The 21,647-nt window shown below is 69.6% G+C and carries 18 protein-coding genes; all 18 read right to left on the minus strand.

Going from position 1 to position 21,647, the window contains the following annotated elements; genetic code table 11:
* The coding region (locus VE326_05320) for a pyridoxine 5'-phosphate synthase (GenBank protein ID HYJ32620.1) at nucleotides 1-263 on the minus strand (263 nt) is incomplete at its 3' end.
* Nucleotides 260-1,546 carry a divergent polysaccharide deacetylase family protein gene (locus VE326_05325; GenBank protein ID HYJ32621.1) on the minus strand — a complete coding sequence of 429 codons (1,287 nt, stop codon included), beginning with the start codon at nucleotides 1,544-1,546 and terminating at the stop codon, nucleotides 260-262. The genes VE326_05320 and VE326_05325, both read right to left, overlap by 4 nt.
* Nucleotides 1,547-1,688: 142 nt before the next feature.
* Entirely contained in the window at nucleotides 1,689-2,210 is a 522-nt protein-coding gene (locus tag VE326_05330; protein ID HYJ32622.1) for a hypothetical protein, read from the minus strand.
* Between the two features lie 51 nt (nucleotides 2,211-2,261).
* Complete coding sequence (locus tag VE326_05335) at nucleotides 2,262-2,822, minus strand: hypothetical protein (GenBank protein HYJ32623.1); 561 nt, start codon at nucleotides 2,820-2,822, stop codon at nucleotides 2,262-2,264.
* A gap of 80 nt (nucleotides 2,823-2,902) precedes the next feature.
* Nucleotides 2,903-3,502 (minus strand): hypothetical protein, encoded by a 600-nt coding sequence (locus VE326_05340; protein ID HYJ32624.1) that lies wholly within the window; start codon nucleotides 3,500-3,502, stop codon nucleotides 2,903-2,905.
* Nucleotides 3,466-5,397: a hypothetical protein gene (locus tag VE326_05345; GenBank protein HYJ32625.1), complete on the minus strand. Its 1,932-nt coding sequence runs from the start codon at nucleotides 5,395-5,397 to the stop codon at nucleotides 3,466-3,468. The genes VE326_05340 and VE326_05345 overlap by 37 nt, the downstream gene beginning before the upstream one ends.
* A 71-nt stretch (nucleotides 5,398-5,468) precedes the next feature.
* Nucleotides 5,469-6,425: a 16S rRNA (adenine(1518)-N(6)/adenine(1519)-N(6))-dimethyltransferase RsmA gene (rsmA, locus tag VE326_05350; GenBank protein ID HYJ32626.1), complete on the minus strand. Its 957-nt coding sequence runs from the start codon at nucleotides 6,423-6,425 to the stop codon at nucleotides 5,469-5,471.
* Nucleotides 6,394-7,155 (minus strand): TatD family hydrolase, encoded by a 762-nt coding sequence (locus tag VE326_05355; GenBank protein HYJ32627.1) that lies wholly within the window; start codon nucleotides 7,153-7,155, stop codon nucleotides 6,394-6,396. The genes rsmA and VE326_05355 overlap by 32 nt, the downstream gene beginning before the upstream one ends.
* Nucleotides 7,156-7,174: 19 nt before the next feature.
* On the minus strand, nucleotides 7,175-8,728 hold the full coding sequence (gene metG, locus VE326_05360) for a methionine--tRNA ligase (protein ID HYJ32628.1): 1,554 nt from the start codon (nucleotides 8,726-8,728) through the stop codon (nucleotides 7,175-7,177).
* A complete protein-coding gene (locus VE326_05365; protein HYJ32629.1) occupies nucleotides 8,728-9,873 on the minus strand; it encodes a stage 0 sporulation family protein in 1,146 nt (381 codons plus the stop codon). Before VE326_05365 ends, metG begins: the two co-directional genes overlap by 1 nt.
* Nucleotides 9,874-9,911: 38 nt before the next feature.
* Entirely contained in the window at nucleotides 9,912-11,063 is a 1,152-nt protein-coding gene (locus tag VE326_05370) for a hypothetical protein (protein ID HYJ32630.1), read from the minus strand.
* Between the two features lie 11 nt (nucleotides 11,064-11,074).
* Nucleotides 11,075-12,307, minus strand: coding sequence for a peptidoglycan DD-metalloendopeptidase family protein (locus VE326_05375; protein HYJ32631.1), 1,233 nt, complete (start codon nucleotides 12,305-12,307; stop codon nucleotides 11,075-11,077).
* A complete protein-coding gene (locus VE326_05380; GenBank protein ID HYJ32632.1) occupies nucleotides 12,295-13,167 on the minus strand; it encodes a permease-like cell division protein FtsX in 873 nt (290 codons plus the stop codon). The genes VE326_05375 and VE326_05380 overlap by 13 nt, the downstream gene beginning before the upstream one ends.
* Entirely contained in the window at nucleotides 13,164-13,874 is a 711-nt protein-coding gene (locus tag VE326_05385; protein HYJ32633.1) for an ATP-binding cassette domain-containing protein, read from the minus strand. The genes VE326_05380 and VE326_05385 overlap by 4 nt, the downstream gene beginning before the upstream one ends.
* A complete protein-coding gene (pdxA, locus tag VE326_05390) occupies nucleotides 13,865-14,911 on the minus strand; it encodes a 4-hydroxythreonine-4-phosphate dehydrogenase PdxA (GenBank protein ID HYJ32634.1) in 1,047 nt (348 codons plus the stop codon). Before pdxA ends, VE326_05385 begins: the two co-directional genes overlap by 10 nt.
* A 34-nt stretch (nucleotides 14,912-14,945) precedes the next feature.
* Complete coding sequence (locus VE326_05395; GenBank protein HYJ32635.1) at nucleotides 14,946-16,265, minus strand: peptidylprolyl isomerase; 1,320 nt, start codon at nucleotides 16,263-16,265, stop codon at nucleotides 14,946-14,948.
* On the minus strand, nucleotides 16,262-18,088 hold the full coding sequence (locus tag VE326_05400; GenBank protein ID HYJ32636.1) for a peptidyl-prolyl cis-trans isomerase: 1,827 nt from the start codon (nucleotides 18,086-18,088) through the stop codon (nucleotides 16,262-16,264). The genes VE326_05395 and VE326_05400 overlap by 4 nt, the downstream gene beginning before the upstream one ends.
* 69 nt (nucleotides 18,089-18,157) lie before the next feature.
* Nucleotides 18,158-21,643: a transcription-repair coupling factor gene (gene mfd / locus VE326_05405; GenBank protein ID HYJ32637.1), complete on the minus strand. Its 3,486-nt coding sequence runs from the start codon at nucleotides 21,641-21,643 to the stop codon at nucleotides 18,158-18,160.
* Nucleotides 21,644-21,647: the final 4 nt, after the last annotated feature.

Here is a 21,647-nt window from a genome sequence, read left to right on the forward strand (position 1 = left end):
TCCGGGCGGAGATCGAGCGCGATCGCGAGCATCTCCTCGGTCAGCGCCATCTCGAGGTTCAGCTCGCCGCGTCGCATCGCGCGCAGGCGCCGCACGTCGTCGTCCTGGATGTGGCGGCGGTCTTCGCGCAGGTGCACCGTGATCCCCGCGGCGCCGGCGTCCAGCGCCAGCGCAGCCGCGCGCGCGGGATCGGGCTCCTTCCCGCCGCGCGCCTCGCGAAGGGTGGCGACGTGGTCGACGTTGACCGAGAGCGCGCAGGTCACAGCACGATGTCCGACGCGGGCACCAGGTCCACGCCCTGCGCCCGCAGCGCGTCCCTCTCCTTCTCGAGCACCCCGAGGATGACCGAGCTTGGGTGCAGCGTGACGACCAGCGCCCCGCGCTGCATGGCCGTCCGGACCAGCTGCTCCAGGCGCGCCTTGACGGCGCCCGGCGTGTTGCCGCTTCCGTCCAGGGTCGCGCCCAGCGTGAGGGTGCGCGCGCCCACCTCCTCGCCGATCTCCTCGACCAGGCTGGGCCCCGCGCCGTGCGCGTCCAGGAAGGGCAGGTCCCGCCGCTTCAGCTCGCCGAGCACGGCGCGCATCACGTCGGCGTCGTTCACCGCGGCGCCCCCGAGGCGGCTCACCACCCCGCGCGCGGGGGCCACCGTGGAGAGCCCGCGCGTGATCCGGTCTTCGATCTCCACCTGCGAGAGGTCGAGCAGGATCGCGTCCTTGCCCGGGTCGACGCGGGGATAGCCGCGCGGCTCCATCGCGAGATGGAGGAAGATTTCCCGCTTGGCGCGCCGGAGGTCGCGCGTCAGGCGCCCGGTGATCGGCAGGTCGGGGCGCACGGCGAACGTGAAGGGCACCTCGCTCCGGAGATAGCTCTGATAGAGGTTGTCGTATTGCGGGTCGGCATCGAGCACGACGAACGCGATCTTGGCATCGGCGTCGTTCACCTGCGCGCTCGGCTCGATCACGATCGCGTGCGTGGCGCGGTCCCCGTAGCCCACCCGCAGGTCGAGGGCGGTGCCCAGGGTCTGCGCGGGACGTTCGGCGCCGCGGATCGTCCGTCCCCCCAGCACGATCATCGCCTGCGTGATCGCGTCGTTGATGCGGAAGAGCGAGGCGCGCGGCGGCACCTGGATCCGCCACTGGACCGGAGCTCGCCCCGCGCCGGCCACGGCCGCGGCGAGCGGCCGCTCGTCGATCAGGGCTCGCGAGACGCCGATCTCCTCCAGGGCGCCCCGCAGCGTGCGGCTGGTCAGCCGGAGGAGGGCGGCATGATCGCCGGAGCGGAAAAGGCGGAGGTATTCCGACTGGAGCCGGAGCCCCAGGCGGTCCCAGTCGGAGTCGGCGAAGACGGCGGCGCGGGTGTCGGCGTCGGGATTGGCGGCTTTCTCCGCCGCCGGCCGAGCGGGCGCGCGCGCTCCTTCCTTCAGCGACGGTCCGTTTTGGGCGAGCCAGATCACGACGCCGAGGAGCACGGCGCCGACGCCGAGCAGGAGGAATCGCGGTCGCGACCGTCCGCGGCGCGCGGGTGCTTTCCGGGTCTTGCGGGCCACTGTGAGGGTTCGGGAAACGGTTGTGCGGCAAGGCGCAGAGCGCCGCCCGCATATTAGGTGGGGACGTGCCGAGAATCAAGAAAGCGCGCTCAACGGCTACGCGAAAATGTCCCCCTGACGCAGCGCGGGCGGGGGATGCGAATCAGTTCTTCACTTCAGTCCAGCGTATGACTTTCCAGGTGGTATCGGTAGGCGAGGAGGAGTCGAGCGTGGGGACCAGCTTGAATTCGAAGAGCGCCATCCCGCTGGCGACCAGGGTTCCCTGGACGGCATCGTCCACCTGCACACTAACCCCTGGGATCTGGATCGCAGCCCATCCAGCAGGGTCGCTCGCATAGTGCTGGCGCACCCAGGTGTTCTCGGGGGGAGTCGTGAAGTGGATGCTCACGATGTTCGGATCCTTCCCCATGGCCCACACCACGGCGACCTCCTGATCCTTCGTGAACGTCAGGGTGGAGTAGGAGTCGGTGGAGGTCCCCTGGTACGCGTCGTCGTAGACCAGGCGCGTTCGAACGCTATCGCGCCGCTCCCAGGCGTTCGTGAGGTTCAGGATCGCGTGCTGGGGCGTGTCGAAGGCGGGATATTGGAACGGCTGGGGACAGATGTCGCAGCCGCTGCGGCCCTTGCCGCACCCGGCCATGGCCGCCGCGATCAGCATCGCCACCGGCACTCCGAGCAGCAACCACCGCCTACGACGGCCGCGTGAGAACATGGGTCAATTCTTGATCTCGGTCCAATGAACGATCTTCCACGTGGTATCGGTGGGCGAGGCGGCATCGAGCGTGGGGACGAATTTGAACTCGAAGAAGTTCGACGAGTTCGCGAGCTGGGTCCCCAGAACGGCATCGTCGACCTGGATATTCACACCCTGGAGCTGAATCGCCGTGTACCCGGCTGGATCGGACGGATAGCTCAGGCGAACCCACGTCGTCTCGGGCCGCAGCGTGAACTCCACCCGGTTGATATTCTGGCTCTTGCCCATGGCCCAGACGGTCGCGACTTCCTGGTTCTTCGAGAACGTGACCGTCCCGTCGACGTCGGTCGAGACGCCCTCGTACGCATCATCGTAGAGCTGGCGCGTCCGGACGCTGTCCCGCTTCTCCCACGCGTACTTGAGATTGAGGATGACGTTTTGGGGCGTGCTCAGATCGGGGTATTGAAAAGGCGGCGGCGGCGGCGGCCCCCCAGGGGGTGGTTCGAACGGATTGCCGCACCCCGCCATGGCAAAGACCGCGAAGATGAAATAGGGGAGGAGGAAACGGATGCGCTTGGTCATGTCGATGCGGCCCTCTGGAGATGATTCCCGGCACGATGATCGTACCGCAAATCGCCCCTAAGTTCAAGTCAATTGCTGACCTAGCGCCGATCCGCGCGCAGGCTACCCCAGGTCGGCAGTCCCGACCCGTCTCGGTGATCCCGAAATGCCTCCAACGTGTAATCGGTAGTTCGTTGGAGGAAGGTCATTTCGGCCTGGCCCTGGTACCGCGTCGGCACCGACGAGCCTTCGAACACGAGCAAGTGGTAGTAGTAGTAGCGCGTTTCCCTCGTGGGGTTTGTCGTTGTGGACGTGGTGGCGTACGTCGAGTCGAAGTAGACCCGGATACTGTCCACGCTTGAGGAGATGTCCTGGGAAACACGGATCTCCACGTCCCGGTTCCAGCCTACGAACGGATTCGTGGGCTGGTTATTGCGATCCAGGGAGTCCTGGGGATCCGCGCTGAACTGAAAGGCAGTATCTACTTGGTCCGCGTAGCACGTCGTTCCCCGGCCGTAGTGCAGGACGATGTTGGTGAGAACGCTGTCTGGGAAGAGGCGTACACGGCACCTCTCGGGAAGCGTCACGGCCGGTCTCGGGTCCCGAGGCTCGAAGAGACCGCACCCCGCGCCCACCACGAACAGGAACGCCAGAATCAGGAGCGCTAGAACGCTTTTCGGACCGAAACCCCTGCGACCCAATCGTCCTCCGTCGTCTCGTCGGAACCGACCCGCCCCTCCACGTATTGGCCCTGTCGCCGCAGGGCTCCATCGAGCTGGAACCCGTTTCTGAGGGTTCGAAAGACCTGGAGGGAGAGGTCCACCTTCCACGTATTCTGAAGGGTTCGACGCCGCCGCACCAGATCCCTGTCTCTCTTGTTGATCAGGCTCTGGGTCGCCAGGAAGAGGATTCCGGGGGCGATCTTGGCACCGGCGGTTGCGGTCAGCGTCTGGCCATAGGAGCGCGACGCGATGCTGTACCGGCGATTCACGCCATCGAACCGCGCATAGGTGCCCTGATCCTGAAAGACGAAGTTGTGCGTGAGCCGGATGATGCCGAACGAAAAGAGGGTGTCGGCGACGTCCGTGTCGACCCTTCGGGCGCGGGTAACAGAATTCTGCATCTCGGCGAAGTCGAAGATCCGGTATTCGGCGTTGATGAGGTAGTTCTGGCGGAGGGCGAAATTCCGGGTTGGCAGATACACGATCGTCGCGTTCATCTGGTAGGTCGTCTTGACGATGTTGCCACCTGAAAGGCTCGGGTCCAGCGAGACGGTGTGGCTTTGCCCCCGCGAGAAGTGAATCGAGGTGCTGCACGCCGGGGCGAGCATGTAGCCGCCTCCGAGGCTGAAGAAATTGTTCGCGGCATCTTGATCGATCCGATCATTCTTGTAGTCGCTGATTCGAAGCGAAACCGAACCATTTCCGTCAAGGACCAGCTTCTTGCTCCGGCGCCACGTGAACAGCCCGCCCATGGCGCGGTCGACTTCCACTCCGTTCAGGGTCGGGTGGCGCTCGGTTCTCGTGCGCTCCGCAGTGAAGTTGACGTTCCCGTAAAAACTCGAATCGATGTAGGTGGCCTGAGCCAGTCCCCTTTGATCGTGGACCAGCCGGGTCTGTGAGCGATTCAGTTTGTATTCGCTGAGGTTTCGAGTGATCGAGCCCTCGCCATGGAGAAAGAGGCCCTGAAGGAGGGGGCGATCCAGGGTGAAGTTGCCGAACGTATTCTCCAGTTTCGAATTCTCCTGACTCAGGCGCTGCTTGTCGAAGTAGGAGAGGCTCAGGTTCGATGTGGACCCTGCCACCACCGCCTTGGTCGTTCCGTGGGTGTAGGTGGCGGCGGTCGAAAACCTCCGATTTCCCGTGGGGTTGTTGGTCCGCTGCCGCTCCTCGGTGCTCCGCCCGCCTTGGCTGCCATCCAGCGGGTTGACGAAGGACCGCTGCATGCTGGTGATGGTCGGCTGGCTCCTGTAGACCAGCGCCGTCCCATGCAGCGCGAGCCAGGTCCTCGCCGGCCAAGTGACGTCGGCGCTCACCGCGTCGTTCCTCGATGTCGTATAGGAAGAGTCCCGCGTCGCGACCGACGTGTCGACGACGGTGGAGTCGAACGGATCGTGCTCGACACGGCTGTTCCGGTTCACATCCTGCTTTCGCTCAAATTCGGTGTACCCGTAGAAGTTGCCGATCAGGCCACCGCGTGTGAGCAAGTACTGCGTCTGGATATTGATTCGATTGTTACGTGAGTTGTCGTTGCTGGGACCGTTCACCGACGAGTTCATGTCGTACCAGCCACGCAGCACCAATTGCCACGATTTGATCAGCCCATAGTTCAACTGACCGTTGATCGAACCGCGCGACGACTTGTTTGGCAGCTTCAGGAAGTTCTGGGTGTCCATCGATCCCGTCACATTGAAGGACGACCGTTTCCGGTCCAGGCTGTAATAAAGCTCCTGACCCCAAGCTTCCCGCGTGTGATCGCGATCATACGAGGTGGAATAGGACGGCAGGACGAGGGTGTCCGCGGGAGGGGGTTCGACCATGTCTTCCTGAGCACGACAAAGCCGCGGGACGATGGAAACGCCGGCCAGGAAGACCACGGCGCACGCGAGCATCGCCCGAAGTCGGGTCCTCCATCGGATCGACGATCGCGGCTTGGTTGTCCCGCAGATCACGGACCCATCCTCAGGCAAGCCTTAGCCAGGGCCAGCCACTCCTCCACCGCGAGTGTCTCCCCGCGGCGCGAGTCGTCGATGCCGGCTTCGTCGAGCAGCCGGCGCGCGGCGGCCGGTTCCATGGCGAGCCCGCGGGCGAGCGCGTTCGCGATCGTTTTGCGGCGCGAGGTGGTCGCGGCGCGGGCGAGCCGTTCGGCTTCGCGGCGCTCGGGCTCGGTCGTCCCCGGGAAGGGCCTGGGGGTCATGCGCACCACGGTGGAGTCGACGTCGGGGCGGGGGTGAAAGGCGCCGGGCGAGACCCGGAACAGCGGCTCGACGTCGGCGTGCAGGGATAGGAAGACGGCCAGCGAGCCGAACTCCTTGCCTCCGGGCTTCGCGGTCATCCGCTCGGCGACCTCGCGCTGCACCATGAGGATGGCCTGGCGCACGCGCGGGCCCTGCGCCAGCACCCACTCGATGGCGGGCGTCGTGATCGAATAGGGAAGGTTGGCGACGACCGTCACGGGCCCGCTCCCCGGCAGGAGATCCTCCAAGCGCTGGTTCAGGATATCTCCGCGAACCACCCGGACCACCGCCCGGTTCCCGGCCGCGCCATAGTTCCGCTCCAGGGCATCGGCCAGCCGGAGGTCCAACTCCACCACCGCCACGCGCCGCCCCAGGGCGGCCAGCCGCTCGGTCAGGGCGCCCAGGCCGGGGCCGATCTCGAGGATTTCGGTCAGCTGGTCTCCGGCGAGCGCGGCGATGCGGTCGGCGACCCGGGGGTCCTGCAGGAAGTTCTGCCCCAGGCGCCGGCTGGGCCGGACCCCTAGATCGCGAAGCGCCCCGGGCACCCCGGAGGCGGCCCCGGAGTGGCCGGTGCCCGCGGTGGGGCGAAGCCGCTCGCGCCGGGACTTCCCCGACGCCGGCGGATGCGGCGTCCGGTCAGATCCGGAAGAGCGCACGGGCCGCGGCATCGGTGGCTGCCTCCAGCGCCGCCGGGGTGGTCCCGAGCGAGGCGGCCACGTGATCCCGCACGAGCGCGAGGTAGGCGGGCTCGTTCCGCTTCCCCCGGTGCGGCACCGGAGCGAGATAGGGGGCGTCGGTTTCGAGAACGACGTGCTCCACGCCGATCGCGCGGAGGATCTCCGGGAGCGGGCTCTTCTTGAAGGTGGCCGATCCACCGACGCCGATCTTCATCCCCATCGCGATCACGCGGCGCGCGAGCGCCACGTCCCCCGCGAAGCAGTGGAACGTTCCCCCGGCGGGCGGCGGGCCCTCGCGCTCGAGGAGCGCGGCCACCCGCTCTCCCGCGGCGCGGTGGTGCAGCACGAGCGGCTTTCCCGCCTTCTTCGCGATGGCGACGTGGCGGCGCAGGAACTCCTCCTGCACTTCGATCGGCGCGTTCTCCGGCCAGTGCAGGTCGAGACCGGTCTCACCGATCGCAACCACTTCGGGCTCCGTGGCCAGCGCTTCGATCTCGTCCATCTCGGCCATGCGCTCGGCGGAGACGTCGCAGGGATGGAAGCCGACGGCCGCGCGCACGAGCGGATCCCTCCGGGCCAGCGCGATCGCGCCGCGGCTGGAGGCGGCGTCGGTGCCGGCCTCCACGATCCGCGACACGCCGGCTGCCCGCGCCCGAGCCAGCACGAGGTCGCGGTCTTCGTCGAAGTCGGCGCGCCCGATGTGGGCGTGCGAGTCGATCATCGCGATGGTGCCGAGCCGGTCAACGTCCGCCCGCGGCGCTCCCCTCGGCCACCGCTCGATCGATCCGCGGGAAGAGCGGCTCCGAGGCCCCGAGCGCCACGCCGGTCGGCGGAGGCGGCAGCAGCGCGCCCTCGGCCGGAAAGCGCGCCGCCTCCAGGGCGGGCGTGAGCCGGAGCGTCTGCCAGACGAGGCGCGCGCGGGACGGCATGATCGGGAAGAGGAGGATGGCCGTGTGCTGGAGCGCGACGGCGAGCGCGCCGAGCAGGCGGTCCAGCTCCTCGGCCCGCGCGGGATCCTTGGCCAGGTTCCAGGGGGCGCGCTCCTCCACGAGACGGTTGGCGCGCCGCACGATGGTCCACGCGGCCTCGATCCCCCGCTCGATGGCGAAGGCGTCGAACCCGGCGCGGTAATCGCGGAACGCCTCGGCGATGAGCCGGTCCAGCCCGTCGATCGGCTCGGCTCGCGCCAGGATGCCGCCGCGGTAGCGGTGGATCATCGAAACCGTGCGCGTGAAGAGGTTTCCCCAGTCGTTCGCGAGGTCGGCGTTGTAGCGGTCGATGAAGAGGTCCCACGTGAAGTCGCCGTCGCGGGAGAGCGGCACTTCCTTGAGCAGGTAGTAGCGGAGCGGATCCGCGCCGTACTTGTCCGCGACGTCCAGCGGATTCACGATGTTGCCGAGCGACTTGGAGAGCTTCTGCCCCTGGAAGTGCACCCACCCGTGGCCGAGCACCGTGGTCGGCAGCGGCACGCCGGCGCTCAGGAGCATCGCGGGCCAGATGATGCAGTGGAACCGCGTGATGTCCTTGCCGATCACGTGCAGGTCGGCGGGCCAGTAGCGGGCGTAGTCGCCGTCGGGGTTGGGATAGCCGACGCCGCTCACGTAATTGATCAGCGCGTCGAACCAGACGTAGACCATCTGCGACGGATCGTTCGGAAAGGGGACGCCCCACCGCGTCGACGAGCGCGAGACGGAGATGTCCTCCAGACCCCCCTCGATCACGTTCACGATCTCGTTCTTCCGGATCTCGGGGATGATGAACTCCGGATGCGTCCGGATATGCTCCAGGAGACGCGGCCCGTACGCGGAGAGCTTGAAGAACCAGTTCTCCTCGCTCAGCCACTGCGGCTGGGTGTGATGCACGGGACACAGGCCGTTCTCGAGATCCTTCTCGGGATAGAAGCGCTCGCACGAGACGCAGTAGAAGCCCTCGTACTTTCCCTTGTAGAGGTCGCCGCTCTCGGCGAAGCGCGCGAACATCGCCTGGACGCCGCGCACGTGGCGCGGCTCGGTGGTGCGGATGAAGTCGTCGTAGGAGATGTCGAGCCGCTTCCAGACGGCCTGGAACACCTCAGCCATCCGGTCGCAGTACTCGAGCGGCTCCAGCCCCTTCTCGCGCGCCGCCTTCTCGACGTTGGTCGAGTGCTCGTCGTTCCCCATCAGGAAATGGGTGTCGAATCCGGCAAGCCGCTTGTAGCGGGCGATGGCGTCGGCGGCGATCTTCTCGTACGCGGTGCCGATGTGGGGCGCCGCGTTGACGTAGTCGATCGCCGTCGTGAGGTAGTACTTGGCCATCAGCGCTCCGGGCCGGGGCGGGGACCGCGTCGCGGGCCGCCCTGCGGGGGTCCGCCGCGTCGCGGGCCGCCCTGCGGGGGGCCGTGGTGCGGGCCGTGCCCGCCGCGCGGGGCGTGCGGACGGTGTCCGGGATGGGGGCCGCGGGAATCGGGCCCCCCGGTATCGGGCCGCGTATCGTCGCTCTCACCCACGCTCTCCCCGTCGCCCGGCGCGGTGCCGCGCGCCGCACAGCGCGTCTTGTCGCATCCCTTCCGGCGGTCGCGGGTGGGTCCGGTGATCTTGGTCCCCTTCGGAACGTCGGTGAGGAGCATGGTCGTCTCCTTGCCGGTGTCGTCGCGCAGGTGGAGCGTTCGGTGAAAGATGTCCACGCGTCCGACCTCCCACTCCGCGTCCTCCAGCGTGAGGCGGCTTCCGATCTTCGGAAACTCGCGCGCCGATTCCTTGTAGAAGTCGAGCTCGTACCGAAGGCAGCATTTGAGCCGGCCGCAGGCCCCCGAGATCTTGGACGGACTGGGCGAGAGTCCCTGGTCCTTCGCCATCTTGAGCGTGATCGGCTCGAACTCGCGCAGCCAGGTGGCGCAGCAGAGCTCGCGCCCGCACGTGCCCACGCCGCCGATCCGTCCCGCCTCGTCGCGCACGCCGATCTGGCGCAGCTCGATCCGCGTGCGGAAGATGGAGGCCAGGTCCTTCACCAGCTCGCGGAAATCCACCCGCTTCTCGGCGGTGAAGTAGAAGGTGACCCGGTTTCCGTCCAGCTGGAACTCGCAATCCACGAGCTTCATCTCCAGGTCGCGCTGCGCGATCCGGTCGCGGCACTGGATGAAGGCGCGCTCCTCGCGCGCGCGGTTTGCGTCCAGGCGCTGCAGGTCCTCGGGACGGGCGGCGCGGAGCACCGCCTTGAGCCCCTCGGGCGCGATCGCCTGGGACACCCATTCGCTGGAATGATGGATGCGACCCAGGTCCTCGCCCCGCTCGGCCTGCACGATGACGTAGTCGCCCTCGCGGAGCGGGAGCCGGTGGAGGTTCGCGTAGTGCTCGCGGCGGCGCCCCTTGAACACGATCTCCAGAACGGGAGCGGGCGTCGCCGGAGGCGCGGGAGGAACCGCGGGCGCGGCGGGAGTCTCGACGATGTCGGTGCGTTCCATATCGGTTCACGCCCGCCGGAGCGGGCCCTCGTGGGCGGTCATCCGCGCGCGAACAGGCCCATGCGCTGCTGGGCCGACGCGACGGCATAGGCGGCGGTGACGTTCGACTGCACCGCCGCGGCGATCTCTTCCAGGATCCGAACCCGCGCCGCGAGCGTTTCGAGCGGCAGCGCGCGGGCGTCCGCGGCGACCTCGCGCTTCAGGTCGAAGTTCGCCGGCTCGGCGCCGGGCCCCTCCACCTGTTCGCGGATCACGTCGCGATAATAGTGGGTCGCGAGCGCCACCGCCGTGAGGAAGCGCCCGCGGTCGCGCTCGAGCCGTGCCTTGCGAAGCGGCCCGAGGATCGCGCTGGTCTTCGGGCGGACGAACAGGTCGACGGCCGCGTCACGCAGCCGGGCGAAGTCGGCCGCGTCGGGGGCTTCCTTGCCCGCCGCGTCCATCGGCTGGAGGAACGGCGCCACCGCGCGGGTCAGGCTTCCCTGCGCGGTCGCCGCCGCGAGCCGCGCGGAGGCCGGCGCGATCCCGTATCCCCCCGTCAGCGCTTCCACGATGGTCGCAGTCGGCAGCGGCCGGAAGCGGATCGGGAGGCACCGCGAGGCGATGGTCGGAAGGAGCGCGCGGCGCTGCCGCGCCCCCAGGAGGAGCAGGCGATTCGGCTGCGGCTCTTCGAGAATCTTCAGGAAGGCGTGCGCCGCGGGCCCGGTCATCGCTTCGGCCCCCTTCACGACGAGCACCTTCCAGCCGCCCTCGCGCTGCGCGGTCAGGGACAGGAACTCCTTCGCCCGCGCGAGGTCCTCCACCGAATGCACGACCGGCCGCGAGAAGACCGGCAGGAACCAGGGCTCCCGGGCGTAGCGCTCGCGGATGCGGGCGCGCGCCTCGGAGCGGGCCTCGTCGGCCTGCCGCTCGGTGCGCCCCTCGGTCCGGAAGGTGGGAAGCGGAACGAGGAGCTCGAGGTCGGGATGGCGGAGCGCTGTCGCCGCGACGCAGGAGGGACAGACGTCGCAAGGCTCGCCGCCGGGCCGGGGCCGCTCGCACAGCATCGCGCGCGCGAACCAGAGCGAGGCGCGCGTCTTCCCCACCCCCGCCGGACCGTGGAACAGGTAGGCGTGGCCGACGTGGCCCGTCTTCCAAGCGGCGCGGATCAAGGCAAGCGCCTCGTCCTGGCCGCGAAGGGTATCGTCGCTCATTGGGTGAACGGCTATCGGAGCCACTCGATCGGGTTCAGCGCCTGCTTCCCCCGGCGAATCTCGAAGTGGAGTGCCGTTCCAATCGTGGAGCCGGTGTCGCCGACCCGGCCGATGACTTCGCCGGCGGCAACATCCTTGCCGACCGGCACGCTGATCTCGGAGGCGTGCGCGTACAGCGTGTAGAAGCCTCCTCCGTGGTTGAGGATAGCACACTTGCCGAACCCCTCGAGCCAGTTGACGTAGTCCATCCGCCCCTGGGCCACGGCCTTGATGGGGGTGCCGAAGGGGGCCGCGATGTCGATGCCGCTGTTGAAGGTCGTGGTCCCGAAGCGGGGATTGGTCACGTTCCCGAAGCCGGTTGCCACCTTGCCCGTCACCGGCCAGGCCAGGCGCCCCTTGTTCTTCGAGAAGTCGCCGAAGAGCGGCAGCTCGCCCGGGGCCCCGCGCTCGGCGGCCAGGCGCCGCTTTTCGAGCATGTCGATCAGTCCCTGGATCCGCTTGCTCGCCCGCTTGATCTCGGCCTGGGCCCGCTCGTTCGACTTGGCGTCGGAGCGGACCTGCCGGAGGAGGTTCCGCCGCTGCGCCGTCAGCTGCGCCAGCGCCCGCTTCTCCCTTTCGGTCTCGGAGGCCAGCCGGTCCAGCTCGCGCTTCCGGCTCTCCAGCCGGGTCTTGGTGTCCTGGACCGCGACCCGGCGCGCCTGCGTGAGGAGGAGCTGCTGATGGTCCTCGCGCGCCACGCGCGCGAGGTAATAGGTCCGGGTCACCAGATCTCCGAAGGAGCGCGCCGAGAGGATGTACTCGATGTCGCGGCTGCGCCCGCGTTTGTAGATCTCCCGCAGGCGCCACGCCAGCCGCCGCCGGTCCGCCTCCAGCTGGATCGCCGTGCGTCCGAGCTCGGAGGTCGTCTCGCCCAGGTCGCCCGCCACCGCGCGCCGCCGGCGCTCCAGCGCGGCCAGGTAGCGCAGCGTGAGCTGGAGGTTCTTCTCGGTGTCGCGCAGGTCCCCGAGGATGTTCCGCTCGCGCCCCTTCAGCTGCTGCGAGATGACGCGGCGCTTCTCCAACTCCTGGCGGAGGGACTCCAGCTCCTTCTTCTGGGCTTCGATCTCGGCGCCGCTGGCGTCGGGCGCCGAGCTGTCGGGCGGAGCCGCCTGGGCCAGGACCTGGGCGGCCGGCTCCTGCGCCGCGACGGGCGCCGGCGCGGCGACCGCGACGAGGGCGAGAAGGAGCGCGGCTAGAGCAGCCATTTCCTCGGAAGCGTCACGACCGCGATCCAGCTCCCGAGGAGTCCCAGAAGCCCGCTCACCCCGACGAAGAGCGCGAGGGTCGAGGTGGGGAGGAATTGCAGCCGGAAGAGACCCTCGGCGAGCGAATCGTTCAGGAACCGCGCGACCAGGACCGTGAGGAGCGAAGCGATCGAAGCGAGGACGAACCCCTCGAGCAGATAGGGCGCTTCGTTGAAGAGGAACCCGCCGCCGAGCGAGCGGACCAGGTGGATCGAGTCGAGCCGCGCCTGCACCGAGAGACGGGTCGTGGCGCCCACGACGAACAGAACGCCCAGCACGACGATGATTCCGATCACGGCGCCGATCTGCTTCAGCGTCCCGACCACCTGCTGCGCCCGGAGCACCCATTCGCCGGCATAGCGCACGTCCTCGACGTGGGCGACCGTCTCGGCCTCGCGCGCGATGGCGCGCACCCCCTCGGCGCTCCGGAAGCCGGACGCGGGGCGGATCACGATCGAGGCGGGGAGCGGGTTCGAGCCCACCGCCTGGATCAGCGCCTCGTCGGCCACGTCCTGGCGGAAGGCGGCCCACGCCTCGTCCTTGCTGATGTAGCGGAGGCTCCCCACGCCGGGGATGGCCTGCAGCGAGGCCTGGACCTGCGCGAGGTCGGAGGTCGAGAGCCCCTCGTTCAGGAAGACCGAGACCTCCTCGCGCGATTCGAGCTGATCGGTGTAGACCGCCACGCTCTGGATGATCATGAGGAAGAACAGGAAGATGAGGAGGATCGAGGCCATCGAGAGAATGCTCGTGAGGAGCAGCGTGCGATGCTGCGCGATCCCCCGCCACAGCTCCCGGCTGACGTAGCGCGCACGGTTGATCATCGGGGGAGCACCTCCGCGGTGGCGGACGGATCGCCTTCCGGGGCGTCCGACCGGAGGATGCCGCGTTCCAGGCGGATCACGCGTCCGGGATGGCGCCGGATCCAGTCCTCGGCATGCGTTGCGACCAGGACGAGGGCGCCGCGCGCGTTGATCTCCCGCAACAGGCCGAAGATTTGCGCGGCCGCGGCCGGATCGAGGTTCCCGGTCGGCTCGTCGGCGATCAGGATGCGCGGATGACGCGCCATCGCCCGCGCGAGCGCGACCCGCTGCTTCTCGCCCGCGGAGAGATCGCTCGGATAGAGCGACTCCTTGCCGCGGATTCCCATCTGGTCGAGCAAAGGGTTCACGCGATCGCGGATTTCCGAGCGGTCCCAGATGCCGGAGATCTGGCAGGCGAGCGCGATGTTCTCGTAGACGGTCCGGTCTTGAAGGAGGCGGAACTCCTGGCCGAGCACGCCGACCAGGCGGCGCATCTTGCGGCTGGAGACCCTCCCGCCGCGGCCGGGCACCTCGCCCGGATCCACGTGAACGCGGCCGCTGGAGGGCTTCTCGGCCATGGCGAGGATGCGGAGCAGGGTCGACTTGCCGGCGCCGCTCGGCCCCAGGACGAAGATCCACTCCCCCGGCTCGAACGAGAGGGTCACGTCGCTCAGGCCGATCCGGTCCCCGAAGGTCTTGGAGACGTGGTCCAGACGGATCAGGGCCATGTCCACTCCAGCCGCTTCCGACCGGCGCGCGTCGCGAGGTCGGCCCCGACCCGAACCGCGGTCGCGAGCCCCGAGGGATCGGGCGCCCTGGCGCCGCCGCGCCAGGCGCGGTCGAACGCGGTGCCGTGGTCCACGCTGCTGCGAACGAAGGGAAGCCCCAGCGTCACGTTCGCCGCACCGCCGATCCCGTCGCTCTTGGCCGCGATCAGGCCCTGATCGTGGTACATGGCCACGACCACGCCCACGTCCTCGCGGCCGGCATGCTGCCCGAAGAAGGTGTCCGCCGGGAAGGGGCCCTCGGCGTCGATGCCGCTCGCGCGCGCCGCGGCGATCGCGGGGCGGATGACGCGCTCCTCCTCGTCGCCGAAGAGTCCGCTCTCCCCCGCGTGCGGGTTGAGCCCGAGCACCGAGACGGAGCGCTTCCGGCCCCAGCGGAAATTTCGAAGTGCCGCGGCGGCGAACTCGATCGTGCGCCGGAGCGGCTCGACGGCGATCGCGTCGGGCACGGCGCGGAGTGGAAGGTGCACGGTCGCGAGCAGGATCCGAAAGGCGCGCGTGACGAAGAGCATCCTGGTCTCGGGGACGCCGGCCAGGGCGCCGAGAAACTCGGTGTGCCCGGGATAGGGATAGCCCGCGGCCTTGAGCGCGATCTTGGAGATCGGCGCGGTCACGACGCCGTCGCCCCGCCCGGCCAGGACGAGCCCCGCCGCGATCTCAATGGCGCGCGCGGCGGCGCGGCCCGAGGCGGCCGAGGGCACCCGCGGCTCGACCGCGGCCAATCCCTCCGCGCTCGATTCGATCAGGGGGATTCCGGCGCCCTCGTCGGCGGGATCGAAGCGCTCGGCGGAGACGGGACGGAAGCGGAGCCGGGCGCCCGATTTCCGGGCGGCACGCTCGAGCACGTCGGGATCGCCCACCACGGCGAGGCGGGCGACCTTGCGGAGAGCGGGCTGCGCGACGGAGCGCACGACGATCTCCGGACCGATCCCCGCCGGATCGCCCATCGTCACGAGCAGGCTGGGTCGTCGCGCCGACACCTCCCTGTGCCCCCCTCCCGCCGAGAAGCGGCGGTTATTCCTTCAGCTCGACGTTGACGTTCTTCTTGATCCGATCGTACCAGCGCCGGTACGCCTCTTCGAGCTTCCGATTCATCACGACCTTCTTCAGGTCGTCCTTGATGTCCTCGTACTTGTACTCCGTCTCGGGACTGCGGCCCAGCACTTTGAAGATGTGGTAGCCGGCGTCGCGCTTGAACGGGGTCGAGATCTCCCCCTGGCGCATCGAGGACAGCACCTCGCGCATGTTGGGGGGCAGGCTGGGCACGGGAATCTCGCCCAGATAGCCGGAGGAGTCCTTGGTGGCGACGTCGGCCGAGTACTTGCGCGCCAGCGTCGCGAAATCGGCGCCGTGGGCCAGGGAGTCGCGGAGCGCGAGCGCGCGCGTGCGGGCCCGCTCCTCGTCGGCGGGCGACGGCTTGGTCGCGATCATGATGTGGCGCGCGTGCACCCGCTCCTCGGTGCTGTCGGTCGCGGGGAAGTGCTCGAGCACCTGGATCACGTGATAGCCGAAGCGCGTCCGGACCGGGTTCGAGATCTCCATCGGCTTCAGGGCGAACGCGACCTCCTCGAACTCGGGGACCATGTCCCCCTTGCCGAAGGTGCCGAGGTCGCCCCCCCGCCGGCCGCTCGGGTCGTCGGAGAGCTGCGCGGCCATGTCGGCGAACGTCGCCGCCTTCCCGGGCTTGGCGAGGACGTTGCGGATGCTGTCGGCGCGTGCGCGCGCGCGGCGCACCTGCTGCGAATCGGGCTCGAAGGCCACGAGAATGTGGGCCAGCTTGAGCGACTCCGGCTTCTTCGCGATGGAGTCTCGGTTCGCGGAGTAGTAGGCGCGCACCTCGGCGTCGGTCACCGTGACCTTGTTCTGCACCTCGCGGCCGACGGTGCGCATGATGACGAGCTGGTCCTTCACGTCCGGCTCGTAGCGCTTCCGGAGCGCCGCCTCGGTCGTCTTCTCCTGCGCGAGCGCCGCCTGGAAGGCCTGATCCCCGCCCAGACGGTCCTTGAGCTGCTCGATCTCCTGGCTCACCGCCTCGTTCACGTCCTTCGGGGGCACGACGACCCCAAGGCGCGCGGCCTCGGCGAGGATCACCTGCTTCTCGACGAGCTGGTCCAGGACCTCCTTCCGCAGCTTCTTCATCGACGCGCTGTCGGAGGGATCCACGTTGAAGCGCGCCGCGGCCTGCTGCGTCTGGTCGTCGACGTCCGAGGAGAGGATGACCGACTTGTTCACGATCGCGGCGATCCGCTCGGCGGCTCCCGTCGGGCCGCCGGCGAGCGTCGCCGCGGCCAGCGCGGCGAACGCCAGACCGGGAATCAGGGCGCGCCGGATCATCGGCTCCCCTCGTTTCCGGCCACCGATCCCAGGCTTCCCCCGGTCGCCGCCGCCGGCGAGAGCTTCACCGCCTGCAGCCGGGAGGGCACGACCCGCACCGGCGTTTGCGCCCGCAGCCGCTCCAACTGACTCAGCACCCATTCGTTTTCCTTCTCCTCGCGCCAGTCGCGGCGCACGCGGTCGATCGCTTCGTCCAGGGTCATGGGGCGCGCGGGCTCGCGCGCCAGAACGTGCGCGATCGCGTACCCCTGCGCGGTCCGCACCACCGGCGACGTCATGCCGGGATCGAGATGCCGCACGGCGATGCCGAGTGGATCGGAATCGGCGTCGAAAAAGGGCAGCGTCGCCGCGTGCTGCGGGTAGAGCGTCGACGCCGTGGCGCGAGGCTGCTCCTCGAAGCGGAGCGCCTGGAGCGACGAGTCGGAGATTCCGACGCCGTTCCAGGAGCGAAGCGCCGCCATCGCGCTGTCCTGGCTCGCGAACACGGCCACGCGGGCGCGGCGCACCGCGGGGCGCCGATAGCGCGCGGCGTGCGCGTCGAACCATGCCCGAAGCTCCGGCGCTCCCGGATCGGCCGGGCGCGCGGCCGCGATCATGGCGGTGACGGCGGTGCCCTCGCGGATCAGGCGCAGCTCGCGGGCCACCCTTGGATCGTCGGCCAGGCCGTGCTCCTTGGCGTCGCGAACGAGAAGCCGCCGGAAGAGCGCCTCGGAGGCCAGGTCGCGCAGCGCATCGCCGTCGCGGATCCGGATCCGTCCGTTCGCGCCGGGCGCGGGGTGCGTTTCGCGGAGCAGATCGGGAAGCGTGAGCGAGTCTCCGTCCACCCGCGCGATCACGGCGATCTCGGGGCGCGCGCCCAGGCGCGGCCGCGTCCCGTTCGGCGAGAGCGAGGCCAGGATCGAGTCGGGGGTCTCGCTCGCCATGGCGAAGAGGACCGGGCGCACCACCTCGGGGTCGAGCGCGAAGTGGTACTGGGCGAGGAGGCGCGCCTGATAGTCGTGGATCACGTTGCGCTGGCGCTCGGCGCGCACGATCGCGCGGATCGAATCGGGAGCGAGCGTCTCGAAGCCGCCCACCTTGTAGATCTCGTGGCCGTAGGGGCCCGAGTAGGGGCCGAGAATGTCTCCCGGCTTGGCCGTGCGCGCCGCCTCGTACGAGGAGGGCTCGAGGTCGCGCACGAGGACGGCGCCGAAGTGCCCGCCGTTTCCGCGCGAGGGGTGCCCGCTCTTCGTGACCGCGATCGAATCGAACCGTCCTCCCGCGCGGAGCCGCGCCACGATCGTCTCCGCCTCCTTGCGCCGCCCCTGGGCGGCGTCGTCGCGGAGGAGGATGTAGTAGAGGTCCATCATCCGATAGAGGCCGGTCTTCTGGAGGCTGTCGAGCTGGGCGGGGGTGACCGCGAGGGTGGGCATCAGGACGCGCTGGTAGACCGCCTGGAAGAGCGCGGCGTACTCCCGCTCGGCGATCCGCTGCCGGATCGCCGGGTCGCGCGCGATCCCGCGCTTCTCGGCCTCGATGGCGAGCAGCTCGCGATCGACGCAGCGATCCAGCAGCATGCGCCGCCAGAGGGCGGCGTTCTTCTGGCGCAGCGGGTCCTGCCCCAGGACGAGCGCCGCGCTCTGGATGTCTAAGGCTTCCACCGTCCGGTCGCCCACCGTCGCGATCGGGCCTCGAGCGGGCGGAGGAACGGCCGCGCGGGCCGGACCCAGCGGGTGGCCCGCCAGGGCGATCAGCGCGAACAGGGCGGCCGCGGCACGCGCGACAGCCGTCCGGCCCGGTCCGGGCGGGCGCCGGGACGTGGGATTTTCGGTCTCAGGAATCATAGGGACGTGTGGCGGCGAGTCTCCTCGGTGGCGCTGCTTCCCCTCTGTACCCCGGAGGGGCCCCGGAGTTCACCTTCCGGCGGTCGGAAGAGGCAGGCGCGCAACGCTATCAACGGGTGCCAGGGCCCGCAACACCTTTGTCGCCAAGGGCAGCGGATCTCCGGGCTTACGGATCCGGAGGGTCCGGGCGCCCGAGGCGAACTCGATCGGCACGGGCACCTCGGGCACCAGCGCCATGATCCGCTCCCGGGGAAGCGGGTCGTGCAGCTCGATTTCGATGCGGTCGCGGCCGATCCGGAGCCGCTCCGCCCCGGCTTCCTTGCCCAGGATCCGAAGCCCCTTCAGGGCCAGCAGGTGCTCGACCTCCGAGGGCGGCGGCCCGAAGCGGTCCCGCAGCTCGGCGCGCAGCGCCTCCAGGGCCTCCAGCGTCGAGAGAGCGGCCATCCGGCGGTAGACGTCGAGCTTCTCGTCGCCGTCCTCGATGTACTCGTCGGGAACGAAGGCCGGGAGCGGGCTCGAAACCTCGGGCTCGGGGCGGCGGTCCACCGGCTCGCCCTGCAGCTCGTGCACGACCTCGTCCACCATGCGGCAGTAGAGGTCGAATCCCACGCTGAGCATGTGCCCGTGCTGCTCGGGCCCGAGGAGGTTTCCGGCCCCGCGGATCTCCAGGTCGCGCATCGCGATCATGAGCCCCGCGCCCAGCTCCTCGTGCTCGGCGATCACGCGGAGGCGCTTCTCCGCCTCTTCGGTCAGCACCTTGCCCGCGGGAACCAGCAGGTGGCAGAACGCCTGGTGGTGCGAGCGGCCGATCCGTCCGCGCAGCTGGTAGAGCTGGGCCAGCCCCAGCGCGTCGGCGCGGTGCACCAGCATCGTGTTCACGGTGGGGATGTCGAGCCCCGACTCGATGATCATGGTGGAGACGAGCACGTCGGCGCGCCGTTCCAGGAACTCCACCATCACCTTCTCCAGCTGCGTGTCCTTCATCTGCCCGTGCGCGACCACCACCTTGAGCTGCGGGACGATGCTGGTCACGTAGTGCGCGATCCGGTCGATCGATTCCACGCGGTTGTGCACGAAGAAGGACTGCCCGCCGCGGTCCGACTCGCGCAGCAGCGCCTCGCCGACGACCTCCTGGCTCATCTCCACGATCTCCGTGCGGATCGGATAGCGGCCGCGCGGCGGGGTGGTCATGACCGACATGTCGCGCGCGCCGAGGAGGCTCATGTGCAGCGTGCGCGGGATCGGCGTGGCGGTCAGGGTGAGCACGTCCACCGTCTCGACGAGGGTGCGGATCCGCTCCTTCTGCGCGACGCCGAAGCGCTGCTCCTCGTCGATCACGACGAGGCCCAGGTTCTTGAAGACGACGTCCTTGGAGAGGAGGCGGTGGGTGCCGATCACGAGATCCACCTCGCCGGTGCCGATCTTCGCGACCGTCTCCTTCTGCTCCTTCGGCGAGCGGAAGCGGCTCAGCATGTCGACCCGGACGGGATAGTCGGCGTAGCGCTCGCTGAAGGTGACGAAGTGCTGCTGCGCGAGCACGGTGGTGGGCACCAGCACGGCCACCTGCGTTCCTTCCTGGATCGCCTTGAAGGCGGCGCGGATCGCCACCTCGGTCTTGCCGTAGCCCACGTCGCCGCAGATGAGGCGGTCCATCGGCCGCGCCGACTCCATGTCCTTCTTCACCTCTTCGACCGCGCGGAGCTGGTCGGGCGTCTCTTCGTAGATGAACGAGGACTCGAGCTCGCGCTGCCACGGCGTGTCGGGGCCGAACGCCCGCCCCGGGCGCGCCTTCCGCACGGCGTAGTGGCGGAGCAGCGTCTCGGCCATGTCGGCGATCGCTTTCCGCGTCTTCGCCTTCACGCGGGCCCACGTGGTGCCGCCGAGCCGGTGGACCGCGGGCGCGCGCCCCTCCTCGGCCGAATAGCGCTCCACCATCCCGAGCTGTCCGATCGGCACGAAGAGGCGGTCGCCTCCCGCGTAGTCGATCTGCATGCACTCGGTCTCCTGGCCGTCCAGCGTCAGCGGCTTGAGCCCGCGGTAGACGCCGATGCCGTGATCGAGGTGGACGACGTAGTCGCCCGGCGTGAGCGTGAGCAGCTCGCGGAGCGCCGCCGCCGAAGGGCGGAGCTTCCGCGCGCGGCGCCGGCGGTAGCGGGCGAAGATCTCGTGGTCGGTGAAGACGGCGAGCTTCGCCCCCGGCAGCACGAACCCGGCGCTCAGGTCGCCGATGTCGATCCCGCCGAGGTCGGAGCCCAGGAGCTCCTCGAGCCGCTCGGCCTGGCCCCGGTTGTCGCAGAGGATCATGCGCGTCATGCCCAGGTCGCTCAGGCGCTTCAGCTCGGTGCGCAAGAGGTCGAGCTTTCGTCCGAACGAGGGCTGCGGGCGGGCGTCCAGCGCGATCACCTCGCCGCGCGGGGCTCCCTCCCGCACGGTGAGCGCGGCTTCCACGCGACGGCGCCCGGCGAGGCGGCCGGCCGCGCGCTCGGGCGGCTCGAAGAGCGCTTCCCGCGGCGGCAGATGCGGCGTCTTCGCGCGGGCGTCCTCCTCGAGCCGCTCGGTCTCGCGCTCGGCGTCCTGCAGCTCGCGCTCCACCGCGGCCGGCTCGTCCACCCAGAGGATGGTGTTCTCGGCCAGGTGGTCGAGCACCGAGCCCAGCGGAAGGCCGAGGAGCGGCGCCGCCCACTCCATCCCCTCGAAGTAGATCCCCTCGGCCACGAGGTCGCGGATGCGATCGGTCTCGGACGTGCGCGGCGCCGAAGGAGCGTCCATCGGCCGCAGGCGCTCGTCGGCGTCCTCGGAGTACAGGAGCTCGCGCGCGGGCGCCAGGCGCGCCTCTTCGATCGGCCCGGTCGAGCGCTGCGAGGTGACGTCGAAGGAGCGGAGCGACGCCACGGTGTCGCCGTCGAACTCGAGCCGCGCGGGGTGGTCCATCCCCGGGCCGAACACGTCCACGATCCCGCCGCGGCGGCTCACCTCCCCCGATTCGCCGATTTCGGGAACGGAGCGGTAGCCGGCCAGCACCAGGCGGCGGAGCAGCGCCTCGGGGGCGATCGTGAGCCCCGCGCGCACGGTGATCGCGCGCGCGCGGATGCGGTCGGGCGCGGGCGCCAGCCGGTGGAGCGCGAGCGCGGGAATCACGGCGACGGGCGGATCGGGATCTCCCAGGCGCAGGAACGCGTGGATCCGGTCCTCGCGCACCGGGGCGGTCGCGACCTGGGAGCTCCAGGGAACCGTGTCGTGCGGTGGAATGAAGACCACCCGGTCGGGGCCGAGGAAAAAGCAGAGATCGTCGTGCCAACCCTCGGCGCGGTCCAGATCGGGGGCGATCACCGCGAGGCGGGTCCCCGGGCGCCGCGCGAGAAGGGCCGCGACCAGAGCGCCCGCGCTCCCGGCGACGCCGCGGATCCGGATGGAGGCGCCGGGCGCGGACGCGTCCAGGCGCTCCATCATCTCCTGGATGCGCGGGTGCGTGCCGCCCGCCTCGAGAAGGCGGGCGGCCACCCGGGAGGGCTCGGCGGGGTTCGTTTCTCGGGACGGCTCGCGGACGGCGCTCATGGCT

This window comes from Candidatus Binatia bacterium, from assembly GCA_035631035.1.
Lineage (GTDB): Bacteria > Eisenbacteria > RBG-16-71-46 > SZUA-252 > SZUA-252 > DASQJL01.